General features: G+C 40.3%; 10 protein-coding genes. 8 read left to right on the forward strand and 2 right to left on the reverse strand.

The genetic code is table 11. From position 1 onward, the window contains the following. Positions 1–366 precede the first annotated feature (366 nt). Positions 367–3,531, forward strand: coding sequence for a CotH kinase family protein (locus tag ACSAJE_RS12500; protein WP_458009258.1), 3,165 nt, complete (start codon positions 367–369; stop codon positions 3,529–3,531). Between the two features lie 298 nt (positions 3,532–3,829). Here the strand turns inward: ACSAJE_RS12500 and ACSAJE_RS12505 are convergent, their stop codons facing one another. Beyond that, positions 3,830–5,317 (reverse strand): hypothetical protein, encoded by a 1,488-nt coding sequence (locus tag ACSAJE_RS12505; RefSeq protein ID WP_458009259.1) that lies wholly within the window; start codon positions 5,315–5,317, stop codon positions 3,830–3,832. After that, a complete protein-coding gene (locus ACSAJE_RS12510) occupies positions 5,314–5,874 on the reverse strand; it encodes an RNA polymerase sigma factor (RefSeq protein WP_182434074.1) in 561 nt (186 codons plus the stop codon). The genes ACSAJE_RS12505 and ACSAJE_RS12510 overlap by 4 nt, the downstream gene beginning before the upstream one ends. Before the next feature lie 257 nt (positions 5,875–6,131). On the opposite strand from ACSAJE_RS12510, the gene ACSAJE_RS12515 reads away from it, so the two are divergent. The 7 genes from ACSAJE_RS12515 (at position 6,132) to ACSAJE_RS12545 (ending at position 21,579) form a co-directional block, all read left to right on the forward strand. Then, the gene (locus tag ACSAJE_RS12515) at positions 6,132–6,587 is read left to right on the forward strand and encodes a hypothetical protein (RefSeq protein ID WP_458009260.1); all 456 of its coding nucleotides are present in this window, start codon (positions 6,132–6,134) and stop codon (positions 6,585–6,587) included. A gap of 27 nt (positions 6,588–6,614) precedes the next feature. Continuing rightward, entirely contained in the window at positions 6,615–9,740 is a 3,126-nt protein-coding gene (locus ACSAJE_RS12520; protein WP_458009261.1) for a cellulase family glycosylhydrolase, read from the forward strand. Positions 9,741–10,117: 377 nt separating this feature from the next. Then, the gene (locus tag ACSAJE_RS12525) at positions 10,118–11,095 is read left to right on the forward strand and encodes a cohesin domain-containing protein (protein ID WP_458009262.1); all 978 of its coding nucleotides are present in this window, start codon (positions 10,118–10,120) and stop codon (positions 11,093–11,095) included. A gap of 30 nt (positions 11,096–11,125) precedes the next feature. Beyond that, positions 11,126–12,796: an Ig-like domain-containing protein gene (locus tag ACSAJE_RS12530; RefSeq protein WP_458009263.1), complete on the forward strand. Its 1,671-nt coding sequence runs from the start codon at positions 11,126–11,128 to the stop codon at positions 12,794–12,796. Between the two features lie 25 nt (positions 12,797–12,821). Beyond that, on the forward strand, positions 12,822–16,910 hold the full coding sequence (locus ACSAJE_RS12535; protein ID WP_458009264.1) for a leucine-rich repeat protein: 4,089 nt from the start codon (positions 12,822–12,824) through the stop codon (positions 16,908–16,910). Between the two features lie 331 nt (positions 16,911–17,241). Next, positions 17,242–17,391, forward strand: coding sequence for a hypothetical protein (locus tag ACSAJE_RS12540; RefSeq protein WP_458009265.1), 150 nt, complete (start codon positions 17,242–17,244; stop codon positions 17,389–17,391). A 531-nt stretch (positions 17,392–17,922) separates the two neighbouring features. Continuing rightward, positions 17,923–21,579, forward strand: a complete 3,657-nt coding sequence (locus ACSAJE_RS12545; protein ID WP_458009266.1) for a leucine-rich repeat protein — start codon at positions 17,923–17,925, stop codon at positions 21,577–21,579. Positions 21,580–21,748: the final 169 nt, after the last annotated feature.

Consider the following 21,748-nt stretch of genomic DNA (forward strand, 5'->3'; position numbering starts at 1 on the left):
TTTTCAATCCTTTCTCTTGCTCTCTGTAAATGCTTTTCCGTGATACGCCCTCCCTCAACGCGTATTATCTCAAGTATAGCAGAACAAGAGATGCATGACAATTTTTGAAATGACAAATGCGTTGCAATTTGACAAAAATGTGGCAAAAATATGTCGTTGTAATAAAAATGTCATTTATTAGAATTTGGGGTTGTGTTACAATGTAAACGTAGAAAAAATAGTGCTAACATGTTTTGTTGCCTGATGGGTGACGCTGGTTTACGAAGGGGGAAGAGTCCTGTTCAAAATAACCGGCATAGGATATCAGCACTGCATTATGTACTCTCAGAATCTTGAGTGTATATTATTAAGAAATGGAGGAAGCATATGGAGAAATTTAAGAAGCGTCACAAACGATTGACAAGCTTAGTACTTTCTGCAGCCATGATTTTTAGCTTGGTTCCTGGTACGGTAGGAGCAAAAGCTGAAACCCGCATAGGAAGGCAAGTTAATCAGACAGCAGAGAGGGACACAAATAAGAAATCGGTTTCGAAAACAGCATTGAAAACGATATCAGCGGATTTTAAGGCACAGAAGTTTGCAGAACTGTATGAGGAGGGGGGGCTTTCTTGTACAACAGAGGGGATTACATTTGACACTGAAACAGCAGCCGACAACTTGTTACTCACCGGCAAGAATAAGGTAGTATCCGGAGCGGCTATTACATTAAAGAACACATTGGATTTTGGCACAGACAAGGTGCAGCGTATCCAGATCGATGCATTGGCTAAGAAAGCGACAAAGACCTATATGGAAGTGTATTTGGATGATGCTGTTACACCAACTGTGAGAGTGCGAATTCCAAATCAGCCAAAGACAGACAATTGGACAAGGACCAAAGTTTACAGCTATGAATTTGCAGAGAATGAGAAACTGACCGGTAAACATACGGTACGTGTTCAGCTTCAGGATGAGACAACGGCAGCAGACAAAAAGACAAGCGTACTGCTGCGTTCCATCCAATTCGTGCAGGAAAGTATTCCGACCGTATCTTTTGATATTGATGAGTCTTTGGGAAGCATTAGCGAGATGAATGGTGATAGTTCACATAATACGGAATGCTATGGTAAGATGAATATCGATGTACCGGAAGGCTATGCAGCAGAGTATGGCAAGGATCCGGAGGCAGCAGCGAAGAAGACGGCTGGCAGCTACGATATGGAATATATACGCGGCCGTGGCAATTCAACTTGGACTGTCCCAAAGAAACCATATAAGATCAAGCTGGATAAGAAAGCGGATCTGTTTGGCATGGGTAAAAATAAGCATTGGGTATTGTTAGCAAATTATTATGATAATAGTTTGGTACGTAATCGCCTGACCTATTATTTGGGACGTAAGCTTGGCATGGAATATACACCGGAATGTGTACCGGTTGACGTCATTATGAATCATGAGTATTTAGGCAGCTATTTGCTGTGCGAACAGATTCGTTTGGATGAGAATCGTGTGGATGAAAATGATCTTGAAAAGGCAGATAAAGGTGCCGATGTCAGCGGTGGTTATCTGTTATCCATGGAACCAAACGAAGAGACAGACAACGTGATCAAAACAACGTATAATTCGTATTTGATCGAATCTCCGGAAACGGGAGCGTGTCAGTCACAGGCAAAGGCTTATATCGAGAATTACATGAAGAAGACAGAGGATGCAATTTATGGAGATGACTTCAAAAATGAGGATGGAACATCGTATCAAGACTTAATGGATGTGAAGTCAGCAATTGCCTATTATTGGATGCAGGAGGTCTCTATGAATGGAGATGCATTTATTTCCACGAGCACCTATCTGTACAAAAAACAGGACACAGCGGATGCCAAGGGTAAGCTATATTGGGGACCGTTGTGGGACTTTGATTATGTAGCCTGGTCTTCCAATGACTATAGCGAAGAGGAAGATTCCTATAGCGGATTTGTTACTCAGAGAACATGGTTTAACCGCTTGATGGAAGATCCGGAGTTTGCACAGCAGGTAAAAGAGTATTGGGTAACGCTAGCAGGAGCATTGGAGGATGCCATTGCTGACGGTGGAATTTTGGACCGGTATGCACAGGAACTTGCGGTATCCGCAGATAACAATTTCAATAAATGGGGATTTAACGATTTTAGTGACGGCGGGTATGACGATAACTATAACAGCGCAACAGGAAAGTTGAGCTATGCACAGGAAATTCAGCGTTTGAAAACTTGGATCGCAGATCGTGTTGACTGGATTGATAATAATCTGGACGCTATTGCACCAAAGCCGGTTACACTGACTTACATGGTGGATGGTGAAGTTTACAAGAAAGTCACCACAACATCGACAAAGGAAAACGATATTCCGAGCGCACCAACCAAAGAGGGATATATTTTTACCGGTTGGTACTATGATAAAGATGATTTCAGTGTCAGACAGCAAAAGGGAGACATCTTTACAGAGGATACCACTCTAACAGCACAGTGGGAAGATGAGAGTAAGTTAGTAAAGCCAACTAAGATTGCGTTGGAGCGGTCAGAGATTTATGTACCGGAGTGGCATGAATTCCATATTAACTATGGTGTAGCACCGTATAATGCCAACACAGCGAATGTTACGTTGACGAGTTCAGACAATACTGTTGTGCGGTTACAAGAATCAGATCATGAAGATTCTGATTATATAGAGCCAGACTCACGTGATTGGATGGCAGTCAAAGCAGGAACGGCAACGATTACCATTTCGGCAGGAAATGGTGTCTCTGCCAAATTGGTTGTCCATGTTATTCCAATTTCAGAATATTTTGAGAATGAGGAAGCATACACTGCGACAGATTTCACTTTGGATCAAAATGATATTGTACTGAAAGTGGGACAGGAGAAGAAATTGAACCTGAAACCGGATCGAAACGAAGTCTATGCATCCTTTTACTGGACATCCAGTGACGATGATATCGTTGAGCTTCTCGGCGGTGGTCTGATTCATGCGAAAAAAGCAGGTACAGCTTATATTTTGGTAACTATGAATGGAATGGACAAAGCAAAGGTATGCCGCGTGGTTGTTCAGGATGGCACAGCCGTGAAACCAACGCCAGCGCCGACAAAGACGCCGGGGAAGGTAGTTCCATTGCCGCAGGAGAAGACAGAAATTATCCAAGTGGGAAATGCCCGTTATAAGCAATTATCCGCAAATACTGTCAAGATGACCGGTATCAAAAAGGATGTCAAGAAAGTGACCGTTCCTGCAACAATCAAATACAAGGGTAAAAACTACAAGGTAACAGAAGTTGCATCAGGAGCTTTGCGTGGCAAGAAGAAACTGCAGACCGTTGTTATCGGTAAGAATGTTACAAAGATTGGTGCCAACGCCTTTAGCAAGTGTAAGAAACTGAAAAAAGTACAGATCACTTCGAAGAAACTTAAGAAAGTTACGAAGAAGTCCTTTGCTGGTATTGCGAAAAGGGTTGTGATCAAGGTGCCAAAGAGCAAGAAAAAAGCGTATAAGAAATGGCTTAAAAGTAAGAAGGTAGCATAGCGAATTTGTGATATGATGAGCCTCAGAGAAAAACAAGCGGCTGCGAAGCAGACATTTGTTTTTCTGGGCTCGTTAACGAGCAAGTAAGTTTGTGAAACAAACGGAAAAGCTTTGAAAGAGCGAATTTGCGAGTTTGATAAAAAGCACCCTCTGGGGACGGATCGTTGGATTTACGTCCGCTCAGAGGGTGCTTTTCTTTTCTGACGCTATATTTGCGGTGTATTGTAGACGTCCTTTCTGCTTATGTTGCTGCACAGTGAGGTACAGGTGCCTTTTCTGCTTATGTTGTATTTTGTATTTATTGTTTGCTACTATTCAGAGTGATGCTGCAATTGTTATCGGCGGGACCAAATTCATAAGTAATAAGCTGGTTGTCCTCCTTGTTTTGTACTGTTTTGCGTACAGTAGTTGTGCGTATGAAGCGACTGGTATTACCGCCGGCATATGCATCGCGGCTCGTATCTTCGTAGATATACAGGACGCCATCCTTATTTAGAATATAATCATAAATCGCATCACCTTCTACCGTAAACTGCACGATCACTAATGCCTGCTTATAGGAAAGCTGCTTTTTTTTACATTTTTGAAAACGTGAAACAAATTCGTTTAATATCGCAGTCGCAGTTTGTGCTTGCTTGGCAGAACTGTTTATGGTTGGAATCATAAGAACCTGTTTTTTGGCAGCAGCGTTCACAGATGAGTATGATGCCGGGTACGATGCAAGTCGTTTTTGAATGGCAGCTTCGTTGGTTGAATACCATTTGGCATCCATTTTTGGTGTGGCAAAGGCTGTATCCGTGGACAGTAATTTTGCACGGTATTTATAATTCTTGTCGCAAGTGATCTGTATAGCCTGTGTTCCGAGCAGCTCGTTGCCTTTGTATAAGCGCACGGTTAAACGGCTTTTGCCAGGTTTGAAAGACTTCGGTGCCCAGTAAATAATGTCACCGGGTTTGCAGGAAAGTTTTTTCGCTTCTTTTGTCATAGTTAGGCTGCCTTCGGATGAATTCTTGCCCCAAAGCTGTATGCTGCCATGTGAATCGGCTGCAACTTCAATGCGGATGTTTTCGGCAGAAGAAGACAATTCAAACGAAAATGGCATAGCCGGAACGGAACTCATGTAAGGAGAATATTCACCAAGAAGGCATGGATTTCCCGCTTTCAAAGTGACTTTCTTGTAATCCTCTAAAGGTTCCGTCTGTGATTGCTGCGCATCTTCGGCATCAGAGTTCCCAGGCTGTATTTCAGCATTGCTTTTCGAACGAGAGTTTTCTGTAGGAGTTTCTGTGTCGCCTTTTGAACGAGATTTCTTAGCTGTACCCTCATCATCAGTTTCGTCCGATGGTGCTTTTGTAGGGCTGCTATAGCAACCGTATTCCTTGCTGCCTTCGTTTTCTTTTGCGTAGGCGATCACCTGCAGACCTAGAGAGGAAGCAAGATTTGCTATGGAATTCGAATTGTCCTCCATCTCGTTTGTATCTGCCCCGGAAGCATTATTATTGTCTGGATTTGGAGATGTGTTGGTATATGCATATTCTGATGAATTTGTTGCGTTTGGATCACCATTATTTTGAGACGTATAATGATGTGCCAACAGGCATAGACCGACACCAATACCTACCATTGCAGCAGCGGGAAACATTTGTGGACGCAACAATTTTGCGCCTCGATGCTTCGTAAGTGGTAAGTTTTGTGGTGCTGCCTGTGCGATCATCTCATCCGGCAGCTCGCCAATTGCCTGCAATAACAGTTCTGATTTGCGGTTATGGTCTTGCTCTCTCATCATACCCAGATCCCTCCTTCTTCTAAAACGCTTTTTAATTCCTTTCGCATGCGTGAAAGGATAGAGCGTATACTGGTTTCTTTCATTTGCATCATATATGCGATTTCGGCAGTATCTAACATATAAAAGTAACGCTGTAAAAAAATGATTCGTTTCTTTTTCGGTGAGCGTTCCAAAAACTGTTGGATCACGGTTTTTAGATGCTCTATGTTAATCTTTTCCTCAATTTCGTTAGAACCGGAAATACATTCTTCCAATTCTTCAAGACTAGCCTCCAAGTGTCCCCCTCCTCGTTTCGCGGCATTGTGCTGACGGTATTTGTCCAATGCAAGATTGCGGGCGATTTTTGCCAGATATCCTGCTAAATGCTTGGGCTTGCCGGGTGGAATAGAATTCCATACTTTGAGCCAAACATCATTGACACATTCCTTAGCATCTTCTTCATCAATGATGATACGTCGCGTGATCTGCATAAGATATGTACTATATTTATCTTGTAAGTGTGCAAGTGCAGGCTCCTGCCGTTCCCAAAGAAGCGCTACAATATCGTTGTCTTCCATGATTCCCTCCTTTTTGTCAGTGCTGTAAGATTCCATCTATCATACCATGAATAGGGAAGATTCTCTATCGTGGTACGATGCGCAGAAATCTGCGTTTATGGATGGTTTTTATGAGTTGGTTACATTTAAATAGACGCAAGGAAATGTTATTTGTTGCAATGGAACATCATTTTCTGCAGTGGAACGTCATTTTCTGTAATAAATCTATTTGGATTGATGAGAGATTTTTTGGTATCTATTTGGACTAGAGAGATTTTTTGATATCTTTTTGGAGGGGGATTGAATACTGTCATGGAGAAAGCCGATATAAAATAACTGGAAAATTGAAAATTAAGATGCCAGTCACCGAAGTAGGAGGGAAAGACAAGCTGGAATTATCAAAATCATCAAATCAGTCAACCAAAGCAAGAAAAAGACAAGCTGAAATGACAAAAATAGAGAATCCAGTCAACGGAATAGGTGAGAAAGACAAGCTGGAATTATCGAAATCGTCAAATCAGTCAACCGAAACAAGAGGAAGGCAAGCTGGAATGACGAAAATGGAGAATCCAGTCACCGAAGTAGGAGAGAAAGACAAAAATATAAGAAAAGTGTATCCACTTAGATTGCTTTGTAGTATAATGAAGGAAGTATTTAGGGACGTGATGTGCATGAACAATTTATCGTATTTGTTGTACGGAGGAAAGTGTATGTTCGTGGGAAAAAGAATTTAACAAATAATAGAAAGGTATGGTGAAAACATGCGAAAACAAAAGAGAATATGGGCGTACTTGCTAAGTGCGGCGATGGTTGTAACATCATTTACAATGTCTAGCGCGACAGGAAAGGCAGAAGGTACAACAGAAAAAGGTAAGATCGTTAGCGTGACGGACAGAACCTCGACAAAGAAAGCGGCAAGCGTAACAGAAAATGGTAAAGTCGCCAGCGTGACAAAGAAAGTTTCAACAAAGAAGACGGCGGGGACAGATTCCTTCCAAGATCTAAACAGACAACAGATCACGGAGGCAATGGGTGTTGGATATAATTTAGGAAACTCCCTGGAAGCAAATAGCGGAGGAACTCCAAACGAGACAGCATGGGGGAATCCGGTTTTAACCAAAGAATTTGTTTTGGCAGCAAAGGCAGCAGGATTTCAATCAATTCGAATTCCGGTATCTTATTTGAGCAAAATCGATGATAACAATGGATACAAAATTGATTCTGCATGGCTGGATCATGTACAAGAAGTAGTAGACTATTGTGTACAGAACGATATGTATGCAATCGTTAACATGCATGGAGACGGTTACACAACGGTAAGCGGTGGCTGGCTACTCTGCGCAAGCAGCGATCAGACCAAGATCAAAGCCAAGTACAAGGCATGCTGGGAGCAAATTGCTGATCGCTTCAAAAATTATGATGAACATATAATTTTTGAGTCAATGAACGAAGAATTTGATGGAACCTATGGTACTCCAAATAAGACAGCATATAACAATATCAATGATTATAATCAGATTTTTGTGGATACGGTTCGTCAGACCGGTGGCAACAACGATCGCAGATGGCTGTTGATACCTGGTTGGAATACAAACATTAATTATACGGCAGACAATTATGGCTTTGTGCTGCCAACGGATCAGTATTTATCGTCTGATATTGCATCCGGCGAAAAAAGAATTATGATTTCTGTACACTACTACGATCCATGGGATTTTTGTGGTACAGAATCAGCCGACAAAACACAGTGGGGCAGCGAGGCAACAAACCAATCCAAAGTACCGACTTGGGGCGATGAAAGTTATATGGCTTCGCAGTTTAAGAAAATGAATGATAAATTCGTATCACAGGGATATGGCGTTATCATTGGCGAGTTTGGAGCCATCAACAAAGCAAACTATGATAGTCGGAATAAGGCATGTCGAGCCGATTATTATCAGAAAGTATGTTATTATGCAAAACAGTACGAACTGGTGCCTGTTGCATGGGATAATGGATTCGATGGTGACTATGGCTTTTGTCTGATAAATCGGTATTCTTGTCAGGTAACGCATCAAGACATTATTGATGCAATGATGGAGATTTATCGAGCATCTTCCACGGCAACCGGGATAGCTTTGGATCAGCAGAAAATCACGATTCATGTTGGGGATGAGGGAACACAGCTTAATGCAACCTTAACACCATCTGACAGCAAAGATGTTATTAAATGGACATCCGATGATGAGAAAGTAGCTACAGTAAATTCCAACGGTTTAGTCACAGCAGTAGGTGCAGGTACTTGCACAATTACGGCAGCGATTGCGGCCGGATGTCAGGCAACGTGCAAAGTGACCGTGCCAAAACCTTCCTATATACGGACAAAGCTGTATATGTTAGATACATCCGGCTGGACGACGATCGCTAGTGAACAAAGTGCAGATATTTCAACGAAAGACGAAGAATTCACGTTATCTGTTAAGCCGACAGATACGCAGCTTAAAAATATCGGTTCATTATATATCAAAGATATACAGGCGGCCGAAGCGGCAGATTCGGCACTTAACTATGCAGTTATTACGCTGAAATCAATAGCAGTAAATGGGAAACAGTACACGATCAAAGATGACACGTATACCTATGATGGCAGTCTGAAATCGGCAGCATCCGATGGACTATCAAATAATGTGTTTGATTTTTCTTTTATTAATATTTGGGCAGATGTCATGACACATATTCAGGATGTGTCGGCAGAAAGACAGAAAAAAGCTTCCTTTAATAACGCTTCGTATCAGGGAAACAATACAGTGGAAATTACCTTTGCTGTTAGCGGTGCAAAGGCAAATGGGTCGGTAGAGCCAAGTACAAAACCGAGTGCAACGCCAAGCGTGAGCCCAAGCACAGCACCAAGCTCGAATCCGAGCGAGGCTCCAAGCGTGAGTCCAAGCATAGCACCAAGCGCGAATCCGAGTGTAACGCCAAGTGTGAGTCCAAGCACAGCGCCAAGTGCGAAACCAAGTACAAAACCGAGTGCAACGCCAAGTGTGAATCCGAGCGAGGCTCCAAGCGAGAGTCCAAGCATAGCACCAAGTTCGAAACCGAGTACAACGCCAAGTGTGAGTCCAAGCACAGCGCCAAGTGCGAAACCAAGTACAAAACCAAGCGTGAGCCCAAGCACAGCACCAAGCTCGAAACCGAGTACAACGCCAAGCGTGAGTCCAAGCATAGCGCCGAGTCCGAAACCGAGTACAACGCCAAGCGTGAGCCCAAGTACAAGTCCAAGTGTGAATCCGGGCACAGACCCAAGCGTGAGCCCAAGTGCAGGTCCGAGTGCGACGCCATCGCATCAGCTGGGAAAACCAAGTGTAACGGCGAAAGGATTTGTTGTGTATGCTAAAGTTAAGGGAGCAGGTAAAATTGCAGTGGGTTCTCGCTATAAACTTGCTGCTAAGAAAAAAATGAAACTTACTGTTCAGTGGGTTCCGAGAAATGCTGCAAGTCAAAAACTAACATTTAAGAGCAGCCGACCGTCCATCGTGAAAGTAACGGCAAATGGTACTGTAAAAGCAGGCAAAAAAGCAGGCAAGGCAGTCATTACGATTACGACAGCCAATGGATTAAGCAAAAAAGTTCGTATCCAAGTCATGAAAAAGCCAGTCAAGAAACTTACCGTTAAGGCAGGAAAGCGTAACCTTAAGAAAGGCAAAAAGCTGAAATTAAAGGTAAAAGCAAAACCGGGCAAAAAGCTGGCATCCACGCAGTATTGCTGGAAATCTTCTAATAAGAAAATAGCTGCAGTATCTGCAAAGGGTGTAGTTAAGGCCAAGAAAAAAGGTACTGTGAAGATTACAGTTTATGCAACCGATGGCAGTGGCAAAAAGAAGAGCGTAAAGATCAAGGTAAAATAGGAATATCAAGGAATTAAAGAAAGATAAGTGTTGTGGGATATAGAGGAGACCGCCGATTGGCGGTCTCTTTTATAGTACGGATGTTTATAGAAAGCGAGCTGAAGAATTGTAAGGTTAAGACGGCGGGGCAAAAATATATTTTTTTACGAAAAAGTTTCACAAAGTTCACATGTGAAAATTGTGCAAATTATACAATTCACCCGGTGTAATGTAGAATGAACATGATCAGCATAAAAATAAGATGCAGAAATAGAGCGGATTTAATTAAATCGAGGTCAATGAAAGATATTGAAAAAATTGGAAATTTCAATGGTAAACGATAGGGTATGATAGGAACGTTAAAAATATAAAATTTAAGCTTGGAGTGATTATTACAGATGAAATTTAATAAAAAAATTGTATGGACAAGTGTTATAGCTGTGGCATTGGCATTAGGAGGCATCTATATAGCGAGCCGACAAAATGCTATTACGCATGTAATTGGAGATAATAATTTTGAGGGGTCAGAGAAAGAATGGTGCGATTCGCTACTGGATAAGTTGGTGGTTATTGATAAGAAGAATTGTCAGATTGGTGAACAAAAAATATCACAGTATTCCTTGACAAAGAAAAAACATTATGCAGAAAAAGATCGCGTTAGAGTGGTTGGTTACGCTACGGATGACAATCGTGAGCTAATGTTTCATCTTTCGGATGGAAATCGCATTGCGGTTGGAAAATCTGATAAAAAGCAAAAAAGCAGTCAACGTACACATAAGGTTACATTTGTGGATTACGACAATAATGTGTTAAAAACTGAAATTGTATTACAAAATAAAAATGCAACACCCCCAATGGTAAAGGAAAGAAAGAACTATCGTTTTGATAAATGGAATAAATCTTATGAACATATAAAATCTGATTTACAGATAAAAGCACTTTATAAAGAAGACAATACGGTAACTAGGATAACAGTTGCAAATGTTAAAGTGCAGCCAGGACAAACTAATGTGAAGGTACCGGTAAAAATAGCAAACAACACTGGGATTTTGGGAATGACTTGGTCTGTATATTATGATGACAGCCGGCTGAAATTGAAAGATATTAAAAATGGAAAGGCTTTCAAAGATATTTTGACATTAACAAAAGCAGGAAAATTAAAGAATGGCTGTAAATGTATGTGGGATGGACAGCAGATTGAGGACTATCAAATTCAGGATGGAGAGATAGCAGAGTTGTTATTTGACATTCCTAAGTCAACGACTTCGGGAGTGTATCAAATAAAAATAAAATATGAGGAAGGAGATGTGATAGATAAAAATTTATTGCCCGTGTCACCATTAATCGCAAATGGAAAAATAACAATTACACATTAATGGTCAAAAAATACAGAAGGAGGGATAGTGATGAAACTTGATTATGTTTCAAAGATGAAAAAGCATCTGGCAATTGGTCTGATCATGTGTTTGACTGTGTTAAGTATTGCACCAAATGCAGATGCAAAACAGACAAAGAAACCAAAAAAAATATATTTGTCTGTGAAAACCAAAAAGATGCTTGTTGGGCAAAAGTATAAGTTAAAAGTAAAGAAAGTAAAGCCCAATAAAGCAACCAAAAAAGTGAAATGGAAATCTAGCAATAAACGTATTGCGACAGTTAGCAATTCAGGTGTTGTTAAGGCAAAAAGAGCTGGTACAGTAAAAATCACTGCTATTTCCAAGAAAAACAAAAAAGCAAAGGCTTCTTGCCGCATCGTTGTGCAGCCAATAAAGAAGCGACCGACAGCAACGAAGAAGCCGATTGTGACAAAACAACCAAGTGTTACAGAAGCTCCCAAAGCTTCTACACAACCGGTTCCGACAAATGCGCCAACAATAACACCGTCTCCAGAGCCAACCGGACCGGCAGTTAAGGCAGCAATAGGATATGCTGGAAAGAATTGGAAAGATTATAGATTTGGTTATCAAGATGGTGCAGTTTATATTACAGAGGATGGAACATATACTGCAACATATACTGTGCAAAATGCAGACACAGATATTGCGGTATTGACGGTTGATACCAACATGAAATATAACGATGTTAAAGATAAAATGTTTGGTTTCGTTACAGAAGTTAAGATTAATGATCGTTCTCTCGAATTGGGTGAAGGGTGGTTTGATAGTGATGAAAATGGGTATTATCGTTTTGAGTTAAGGAATCCATATGACTATGTTGATGATGCATCTGAAACACTTGGTACACAGAAAATACCTGTGAATAAAGGTGATGTAATATCAGTTTCCTTTTGTTTTGAGGGACTAAAATACATACAGTTACCTTCGTCTTCTGGACAACCTGAACCAACAAAGAACCCAGGGGCAATAACAATACCAACAGTGCCACCAAGTAGTAAACCGACAGTGCAACCTACGGTAGCACCAAGTGCTAAGCCAAGTAGTGAGCCTACGGCAAGTCCTACAGGAACGTTCAAGGTGAAGTTTGTGGATTATGACAATACAGTCCTGAAAGAAGAAACTGTGGAGGCTGGGAAAGCTGCAGTTGCACCAAATGTTCCAAAGAGAATAGGTTATAATTTCCAATCATGGGATAAGGCGTATGATAACGTGACAGAGGATTTGCTTGTCACAGCAACGTATGAGAAGGATATGACTTCGGCAATTATTGTCGGAGATGTAAAGACATCTCCAGGTGCGAAAACAGTACAAGTACCAGTGTATATTAATAGCAATCCTGGAATTTTGGGCATGACTTTGGGGATAGATTATAACGACAAAATTCTGACGTTAACAGATGCCTCAAATGGAGATGCACTTAAAGATGCATTAGTTATGACAAAGGCAAATATCTTAAAAAATAATTGCAAATTTACGTGGGATGGTGAATCAATCACCCAAGATAATGTAAAAGACGGTGTAATGCTGTTATTGACCTTTGATGTTTCGGAAGAAGCTGCAGAAGGAGAGTATGACATTGGATTTTATTATAATTCCGGTGATATTGTAAATGGCGATTTAATGCCAATTGATCTGGAATTACGCAATGGAACAATAACTATAGTAAAAGACGCATCTTAACATTAGATGTGAGAAAGGAGCATTTATGAAAATAGCAAAAAAAATTATTGTCAGTGTGCTTGCTGCTGCTATGATTGTGACCGGTTGTCCGTCGCATTATGTAAAGGCAGACATAGCTAAAAAACAGGTTACACTTTCTGTGCAAAGTCAGACAGCGAAGCCTGGTGCAACAGTAGATGTTACTGTTGATGTAAAAGATAATCCGGGAATATTAGGAGCAGCTGTTAGTTTGAAATATGATGAGGGTCTGACGCTTACTGATGCAACTGCAGGAGATGCGTTCTCTTCTCTAGTATTGACAAAACCGGGAAAAATACAGTCTCCATGTAAATTCGTATGGGATGGACAGGAAATAACAGCGGATGACATCAAAGATGGCACCATCTTAAAACTTTCTTTTAAGGTGAGCGACACTGCAAAATCAGGAGAAAGCTATAAGATTAGTGTATCTTGTGACGCTGGAGATATGGTTGATGCAGATTTGAATGCTGTAGATGTAAAAACAGAAGATGGCGAAATTGGAATTTCTGCATTTACACCGGGTGACCTTAATGAGGACAACAAAATTAATTCTACAGATGTCATTATGATGAGAAGACAGATAGCAGGTGGATATGAGCAGACTATTAACGAGAAAGCTTGTGATGTCAATGAGGATGGAAGAATTAACTCAGCAGATGTTATTCTTGTGCGTCGATATATTGCAGGAGGATATGGCGTGAATCTTGGTACGACAACGGAGAAACACACCCATACCATGAAGGCAGTTGAGGCAAAGGAAGCTACTTGTACTGAAAAGGGTAATCAGGCTTATTATTACTGCACCTCTTGTGGTAAATATTATAGCGACGAAAAAGGTCTTAATAATATCAAATTGGAAGATACTATAATTCCAGCTAAGGGACATGTTTCCGTGGTAGATGCTGCAGTAGCTGCTACTACAGAAAGTACAGGGCTAACAGAAGGATCACATTGTGGTGAGTGTGGCGCAGTGTTAGTAAAACAGGAAGTTGTCCCAATATTGGAGAATTCAGAGAATTCTATTACCTATCATCTGTATGAGGATGATGCATATTTGCAGAAGCAGGAAATTGAAAATACAAACCCGAATACATATAGCTCTGAAACTGGTTTAACATTGAAGAATATTAGTTGTGAAGGCTATATTTTCGAAGGCTGGTATGATGGAGAAGGCTCTAATGCCAAGCAGGTAAAACAGATTGCTACAGGCGAAACGGGTAATATTGATCTGTATGCGCATTGGACAGCAAGAGAGTATACGATTACTTTTGATTCACCATTGGCAAAAGTGGATAGCATTAAATACAAGGTAAATGAGGGTGCGACATTGACAAATCCTGAGTGGTTTGGCTATACATTTATGGGATGGACCGATGAGAAAGATAATCTTGTTGATAAGATTCCATTGGGTAAAACCGGAAACATTACCTTACATGCAAACTGGACCAGTAAGAGAAATCAGACAAGACCGGTAAAACAATTAGGCGAGCCAATGATTGTCGAGGATGAAAAAGAGGGGCAGTATTTGTTCGCTTATGAAATTGGTCAGATGGAGAATGTTCCATTGTATACAATTAAAGATTTTGGTAATACAAGTGGTCTCACTGTATCTGAAACGATCACATCAAGTGGAACGGTTACAGAGGCGACATCTAAATCAATTGTTAATGCGATTGCAAATTCAACAACGCGTACAACTGCGTGGTCTTTATCGAAAAATTGGAATAATAGTTTAACTTTGATGCAGAGTCATACTGATGAAAGTGGAAAAGAAGTGGTCGATGCCAGCAGTGCCGCAACTAGTGAAAGCTCTGTATTGTTAAATAGTGCACAAAGGGGTGGTAGTTATGATGCTTCAAGAACAGATAAAAACGGTGTGTCGGCTAAAATAGGTGCAGAAGTTGGAAGTGAAGTATCATCTAAAATTTCTGCATCCTTAGGAGTTAAGAAGGGACCTTTTAGTGCTGGTGCTAGCAGCGAAGTAGGCGCTAAATTAACTGCAAAAGTAAATACAGAGGTATCATCATCACATGAAGATACAACAACGGTGGGGGTATCTAAAACATGGGGATCGTCTCGTAGTGCACAGCTTAGCAAGTCTGCAAGTCAAAGTGCATCACATTCTCAGACGCTTAGCAGTAAGGTGAGCGATACCTACGGTTACAACAAGACGCATTCAGAAGGAGGCTCAGAAGCGCTATCTACATCAGACAGCAGCACGTCATCTGAGTCAAATCAATATTCGTCGGCGTTGTCTTATTCGACACAAAAGACGGAAACGACTTCTAAGACATATTCGAATGCAGATGCTCCGGAGGGATATTATAGAATGGTATGCGCTGGAACAATTCATGTCTTTGCAGTTGTAGGATATGATATTGCGTCTAGTTCTTATTATGTATATACATATAGCGTGCAGGACGATGATACGTATGATTTCATTGACTATTCGAAACAGACACATAGCTTTGATGATTATGAAAATGGAATTTTACCATTTGAAGTTCCGTTTGAAGTAAACCAGTATATTGATAATGCTTTGCTAAGATCCAAGGGACTTGTTTATGATAGTGAAACAGGTGCGGTTGTAGACTATACTGGCGAAGGAACCGATGTGTATATTCCGGACTATATCTCTACTGAAAACGGAGACGGTACAACGTCTGTTGTTAAGATTGTTGGTATCGAAAAAGATGCTTTTGCCGGAAATGATAAGCTTAAGTCGATCAAACTTAGCAAGCATATTACGGAAATACCGGATCAAGCTTTCGAAGGATGTTCATCACTTACTTCTGTCAAGGCAGAGGGACTACAAACTATTGGCGATAAGGCGTTTAGTGGATGTAGTAGTTTGGATGATTTTACGGTAACTACAAACATTAAGAAGCTTGGCAAAAATGCATTTACCGGAGCAGGAAAAGTTACAGTAAATGCCAAGAATAGTGATATTGCCAATGCGGCAATTACCTCAGGAGCTACCAAGTTAATTGTTAATCTGGCTGATATGGAAGATACGTTAGCAAATAAGACATATGATATAACCAAATCAACAGATTATTTTGAATTAAATGGTGGTAATAAAGCATATAAAGGACTTAAGATTTCTTCCGATGCTAAAGAAACTACACTGAACGGTTTTGTGTTTGAAGACAATAAATCAGCTCCGATTGTATGTTCTTCTGAAAAACTGAATTTGGCAAGAATATCCGCTAAGACAAATGGATTTGCCATGATATTGTCTGCTGATAAGACAGATATTTCGTTATATGGTACGATTAAGTTGGAGTCGACAAGTTCTAACGTTGTATTGTCCAAAGATGTGTCCTTGACGAGATTGAATGCTAATATTGTTGGTAAATTAGTATTGACAGGTGACTATATGATCTACGGTAAAGTGGAAGGCGATTCTTTGCTGAACTTTACAAGTGGAAAACTTGTGACAATTAATGAGGACAGTTACAATAAGTTAAAGTATGGTTCTATGGATTGGGTATTGGAATCAGAAGTTCCAGATAATGCTACAATTGTTGGCGAAAAGTGGACGTATGATTACACAACAAAAATTACGTCTAGCAATAGCTCGGTAGCAGGTTATACCTTATATGATTCTTCTTGGGTATGGGGACCATATGGAGGCTGGAGCGGCTGGTCAGATGGTAATATTAGTGGCAGTGATTCTAGAAAGGTTGAGACGCGGTCTGTTCCTAATGGATATGCCACGCAGTATAATTACATTAGATATTTATCTGCAGATGGAAGAACATCCGGACCTTGTTCTGGTGTGTGGGGTGGAAAGTCTTGCACCAATTATCAGGAACGAGGTTGGGGAGCTCAGCTTGCCTGTGTAGGTAATCAGTATTCAAAACAAATTGGAGGTTATTTCAATTTATACGGAAGTGCTCCATGTTGGTATGGAGAATCTACAAGACAAGTGGTATCCTCCTATAAAACACAGTATCGTTATGCAGACCGTTCTAAAGTATACACATATTATCTGAAGAAGGTCGAAAGCAAAGAGTCTACTACAAAGGTAGAGGCATCTGACAGTATTAGTAATGTTAAGAGATGGGTTCAGTATGTAGTAGCAAAATAATATGCGGAAATGCCTAACTGTACATAAGTTATGATAGCATTTGGCAAGTAGTAGCAAGAGAGGATCGTTATTTTAGCGATCCTCTTTTTTTGAAAAAAACTTTCACAAAAATTATGAGTGAAAATTATGCATAATTTATAAATTGTCGAGTGGCGGTCGAAGAAAAATTATTTTTTATACTGATAGAAACCTAGAATAAATCAGATAAAATCGATCGTTGGAGTGATTATAAAAGGAATGAAAAAAACGGAGAAATATTTGAACATAGATGGTGTATGCTTAGCGTGAGGTAAGTAAAAAAGTTGCATGAAGAGGGAAGGAGTAAGATACCATGGGAAAAAGTAATCTTATTAAAATTGCAGCATTGTTGTTAGTAATGGCATTGGCGATCATCGCTTTAATTCCAGAACAAAGTACGGATAATAATTTATCAGGGAAAGAGAAAACACAACAGATATTGGTGGATGATGCTGGAAAATAGATGCTAGGGAGAAAAGGAGGATGCAAAAGAAAGTTAGTAGACACTATTTCAATGGTGTGCTCAGAGATATTCGTAAAAGTATATTGCGACGTGGCTACATAGAATGAAAAATAATTCACAAAGTTTTCTTGAAAAAATTGTTTATTATATACAATTTGAGTGGTGTTAATACGCGAAAATATGATGAAAAGTTCTGAAAATATGGTATGCATAAGCAACATATAAAATCTATAATGAATAAAAAACGGAAAAAAATCATGAATATAATATGTTATAGTTTTTTTAAGATTACAAAAATAAAATGCATATGATGGAGTATGTACGGCTAGTATCATTAAAAGGATACGAGGAGGTAGTATGATGAAAATGAACAAGAGAAAGATACAAAAAGTTTCTGAAGAAAAAAGGAAACAGAAAGGTGGTGATAAGAAAATGATAAGTTGACGCTACATTACAGTATATTTCAAATGAAAGAACATGTTAATTGGTTCAATGGAATTTGACCACCGCTGAGATGATAGGAGGAAAGTTATGACAAAAGGGAGACGAAGAAAAATAGCATTACTATTGGTTTTTGCATTAGCATGTACATTATGTGATTTCAATAATATTGGAATAAAAAGTGCTTTTGCATCAGAAGAGACGGTATCGGATACAACTAGTTCTGTGCAGACGATAAAATTGAAAAGTTCAGAATGGTCTTATGGTGCTGACGGAGACTGTCGTTTGGAATTAGGTAATAAATGGTGTAATCCATCACATGAATTTTCGGATAGATTAAAACAATGGAGTTTCACGGGAATTGACATTTCGTTTTATGCTAGGCGTGTCAATCTGTCGCTAGAGACGATAGAGGATAGCGAGGCAGAGGCACAATTAAATTTTGATAGTAATAATGAGGATATTTACAATTTTACGGATGGTGGAGTTGCTACGACTACGGCCAAATTAACAAAAGATGCATACTACACTGTCAGTTATAGAGGGGATACCTTAATTCAATTTGCAAATTATATGGCAGTTCGAATTCCTGCACTAGATAAAGAATCTTATCTTCAATTTGAGGATGTGCAAGTTACTTTATACGGCGCAGTTCAAACGTCATACACGCCGACTCCGACAGAAACACCGGACCCAATTTTTCATGGAACACCTAATTACAGTGCGACTCAGCAGACTCGAGGTACAGATGATGATTTTCGTGTTGGATTAACTTATGTTTCAGCCGATTGGAAAGAGAACAATTTTACTGATTTTGACACAGATCAGGTAATGCAGGTAAAGGGCGAAGGGGAGTACTCGGCTAGTTACACTATAGCAACAAATTCTGACATAGGATTATTGTGGCTGGATACCAATTTATATAAAGGTAGTAGAATGGAAGTGGATGTCACAGGTGTGACGATCACGACTCCTGATGGAGCATATCAAAAGCTGTATACGCTTGACAATGAAAAACTGAGACAGCCGGGAAGCTTGTGGGGATATCGAAATACATATGCCAAGGAAAATTATGCAGCAACAATTAAGAATGAGAATTTAAGGTATGAATATTATATCAGTGAAGAGTATGATAATTATCGTAAAAAATATGTTGCCTATAATTTCAATGCATTGGATGGGGTGAATTTGCTTTCGGAAAGCAAGATTACAGTTCAAGAGGGGGCAATAATAACAGTTAACTATACTGTGAAACAACGTGACGATTATGAGGAATCGACAGGAGCGCCCACCTCAGAGCCGACGAGTACACCAATGGTTTCGCCAGGTGTAAATCCGACGAGTAATCCGTCTGCAAGTACAGATCCTACGGAAAAACCTGTTGTTCATGGCACACCTAATTATAGTTCAACGCCTCAGATTAGGGGAACGGATGATGATTTTAGAGTTGGAATCTCATATGCGTCAGATAATTGGCATGAGGACTATTTTGCAAATATTACTACCTCGCATGCGATGCAGGTTACAGGTGAAGGAAATTATGAAATTTCATACACAACAGCGGACGATGATGGAATGCAGATGCTTTGGCTGGATACTAATTTGTATAAGGGTAGCAATATGAAAGTGGATGTTACCGGTGTATCGGTTACTTCTGCTGATGGAACTAAGACGGATACATATAACATTAGCAATGGGAAAATGATCAAGCCAGGCAGCATGTGGGGATATCGGGATTCTGATGACATAAAGAATTATGCAGCAACAATATTAAATCCATATTTGAAGTATTATTTCTACATAAATAGTTCGGCTGATAATTATAGAGATGAATATAAAAAATATGGATTTGATTCAGATGATTCCATCAATATGTTTGCTAATGACGTAAAAACATTAGGAACAGGCTCGACGATTACTGTGTCATTTCAGGTAAAGAATGTGAAGGAAGCAACAACGGAACCACTGCCAACACCGGTCATAAAGCCGAGTGCAGAACCAACGGCAGAGCCGACAACAGAGCCATGCGACCCAACGCTGCCACCGACATTTGTTCCATCATCAGAGCCTGCGAATACTCCGGAAGTGTCAGCAACACCGATTGCAACGCAACAGCCAAAAGATTACATTGATAATGAGCTTTGGGCACGGAAAGGTATTCATGCATATATTGCGTATCAGATGAATGGAACATGGGACTATCGAAATACATATAGAACCAGTAAGACGGATTCTAATTATAACTATATAAAGGCAGGTGGAGAAGAGGTCAATGCGGCGGATGTACAGGTTCGTGATGTATTTCTTAATCGAGACGGACAATATACGATTGCATTAAAAGGCGTTGACCTCTCTGCTTCGAAAGCATTTAATATTCTCGGTATAGCGACAGACATTTCGGCGAAAACCGAAAATAACCGTAATGGAATATATTCGGATGTGAAAGTGACGGATGCATCAATAAAGATTGACGGAAAAGAAATTGCATCAGGAATGAATCTGCCTCAAAAAGAAAATGAAAACTTTTACTGTTTCATTTTAAAAAATTGTTTTGGCATTGAAAATAGTGGTCCGTTGTATGTTGAATCCAAAGATGAGATACTTCCGACTCCGGAAGACAGCATTGAGATTACTTTTACCATCTCAGGTCTAAAAGCAGCATTAACTGATTTGCGAAATGGTACATATAAAGACCCGATGACGGGTGAATATATACAGAATGCCGATATTACGCAGGCTGATATTGATGCTTCGGTGGATAATTCTGTGGCTGTGCCGTCTATGATGCCGACAGCAACGCCGACCGTGGCACCGACGGTTGTGCCAACAATAATTCCGACAGCAGTACCGGCACCAACAGTAGCACCAAGTACAGAGCCAACAACTGTACCAAGTACGGCACCGACACCGACAGCAATGCCGGCACCGACAACAGCACCAAGTGTCGAACCAACTTTGGTGCCAAGTACAGAACCAACAGTAGCACCAAGTACAGAGCCAACAACTGTACCAAGTACGACACCAACGACAGGGCCAACATTAGTGCCAAGTGCAGAGCCAACAGCAGTACCGGCACCAACAGTAGCGCCAAGTGCAACACCGACGATAGTCCCGTCAATAACGCCACCAACGATGGTGCCGCTCCCAAGTGCTGAACCAACGGTAACGCCGGGAGATGAGCCAACAATAGCTCCGACCGAAGAGCCAATAATAGATCCAACGGAAGAGCCGACAGTAACGCCTAGTGATAAGCCGGATGTTACACCGACTCCGGTACCTGCTAAGACACCGGCTCCAGTGAAAAAACCGGCGGCTAAAGGAACAACTTTGAAAAATAAGCAGGGAGCTTACAAAGTGATTTCTTCTAATGCTAAGAAACCAAAGGTGGCGTATAGTAATGTAACAAAAAGTAAAAAGGTAAATGTACCGAAGAAAGTAAAAATTGCCGGAATTACTTATACAGTTACTTCTATCGCGCCAAAAGCATTTGCAAACAATAAGAAATTACAAAAGGTAGCAATTGATAGCAATATTACAAGCATAGGTAAAAATGCATTCCGAGGATGCAAGAATCTTAAGACCATTGTTATCAAGTCGACCAAGTTAACAAGCAGTTCCATTGGAAGCAATGCCTTTAAGGGAACACATAAGAAATTAGTCATTAAAGTGCCGAAGAAGATGCTGAAAAAATACAAGAAATTCTTAAAGAAAAAGGGAAATAAGAATGTAAAAGTAGTTAAGGCATGATGACGAAAATATTAGAAAATAGTATATAAACATAGGGCTGCCACTTTAACAATATAAGTTGAGGTGCAGCCCTGTTTTTCTATTCTGTCTGTTTCTGTGTCCTTCATCCCCTCATACTTTTCACACCCTATTTTGACCATTCACGCCACGTGGGCACCCCCTCCCTCCA

It is taken from the genome of Jutongia sp. SJQ-6, assembly GCF_054161275.1.

What these genes read in the sequence shown, in the direction of transcription:
- ACSAJE_RS12530 (WP_458009263.1), top strand. Translation starts at nt 11,126, where the DNA reads ATGAAACTTGATTATGTTTCAAAGATGAAAAAGCATCTGGCAATTGGT.
- ACSAJE_RS12500 (WP_458009258.1), top strand. Translation starts at nt 367, where the DNA reads ATGGAGAAATTTAAGAAGCGTCACAAACGATTGACAAGCTTAGTACTT.
- ACSAJE_RS12505 (WP_458009259.1), bottom strand. Translation starts at nt 5,317, where the DNA reads ATGATGAGAGAGCAAGACCATAACCGCAAATCAGAACTGTTATTGCAG.
- ACSAJE_RS12545 (WP_458009266.1), top strand. Translation starts at nt 17,923, where the DNA reads ATGACAAAAGGGAGACGAAGAAAAATAGCATTACTATTGGTTTTTGCA.
- ACSAJE_RS12510 (WP_182434074.1), bottom strand. Translation starts at nt 5,874, where the DNA reads ATGGAAGACAACGATATTGTAGCGCTTCTTTGGGAACGGCAGGAGCCT.
- ACSAJE_RS12540 (WP_458009265.1), top strand. Translation starts at nt 17,242, where the DNA reads ATGGGAAAAAGTAATCTTATTAAAATTGCAGCATTGTTGTTAGTAATG.
- ACSAJE_RS12535 (WP_458009264.1), top strand. Translation starts at nt 12,822, where the DNA reads ATGAAAATAGCAAAAAAAATTATTGTCAGTGTGCTTGCTGCTGCTATG.
- ACSAJE_RS12525 (WP_458009262.1), top strand. Translation starts at nt 10,118, where the DNA reads ATGAAATTTAATAAAAAAATTGTATGGACAAGTGTTATAGCTGTGGCA.
- ACSAJE_RS12520 (WP_458009261.1), top strand. Translation starts at nt 6,615, where the DNA reads ATGCGAAAACAAAAGAGAATATGGGCGTACTTGCTAAGTGCGGCGATG.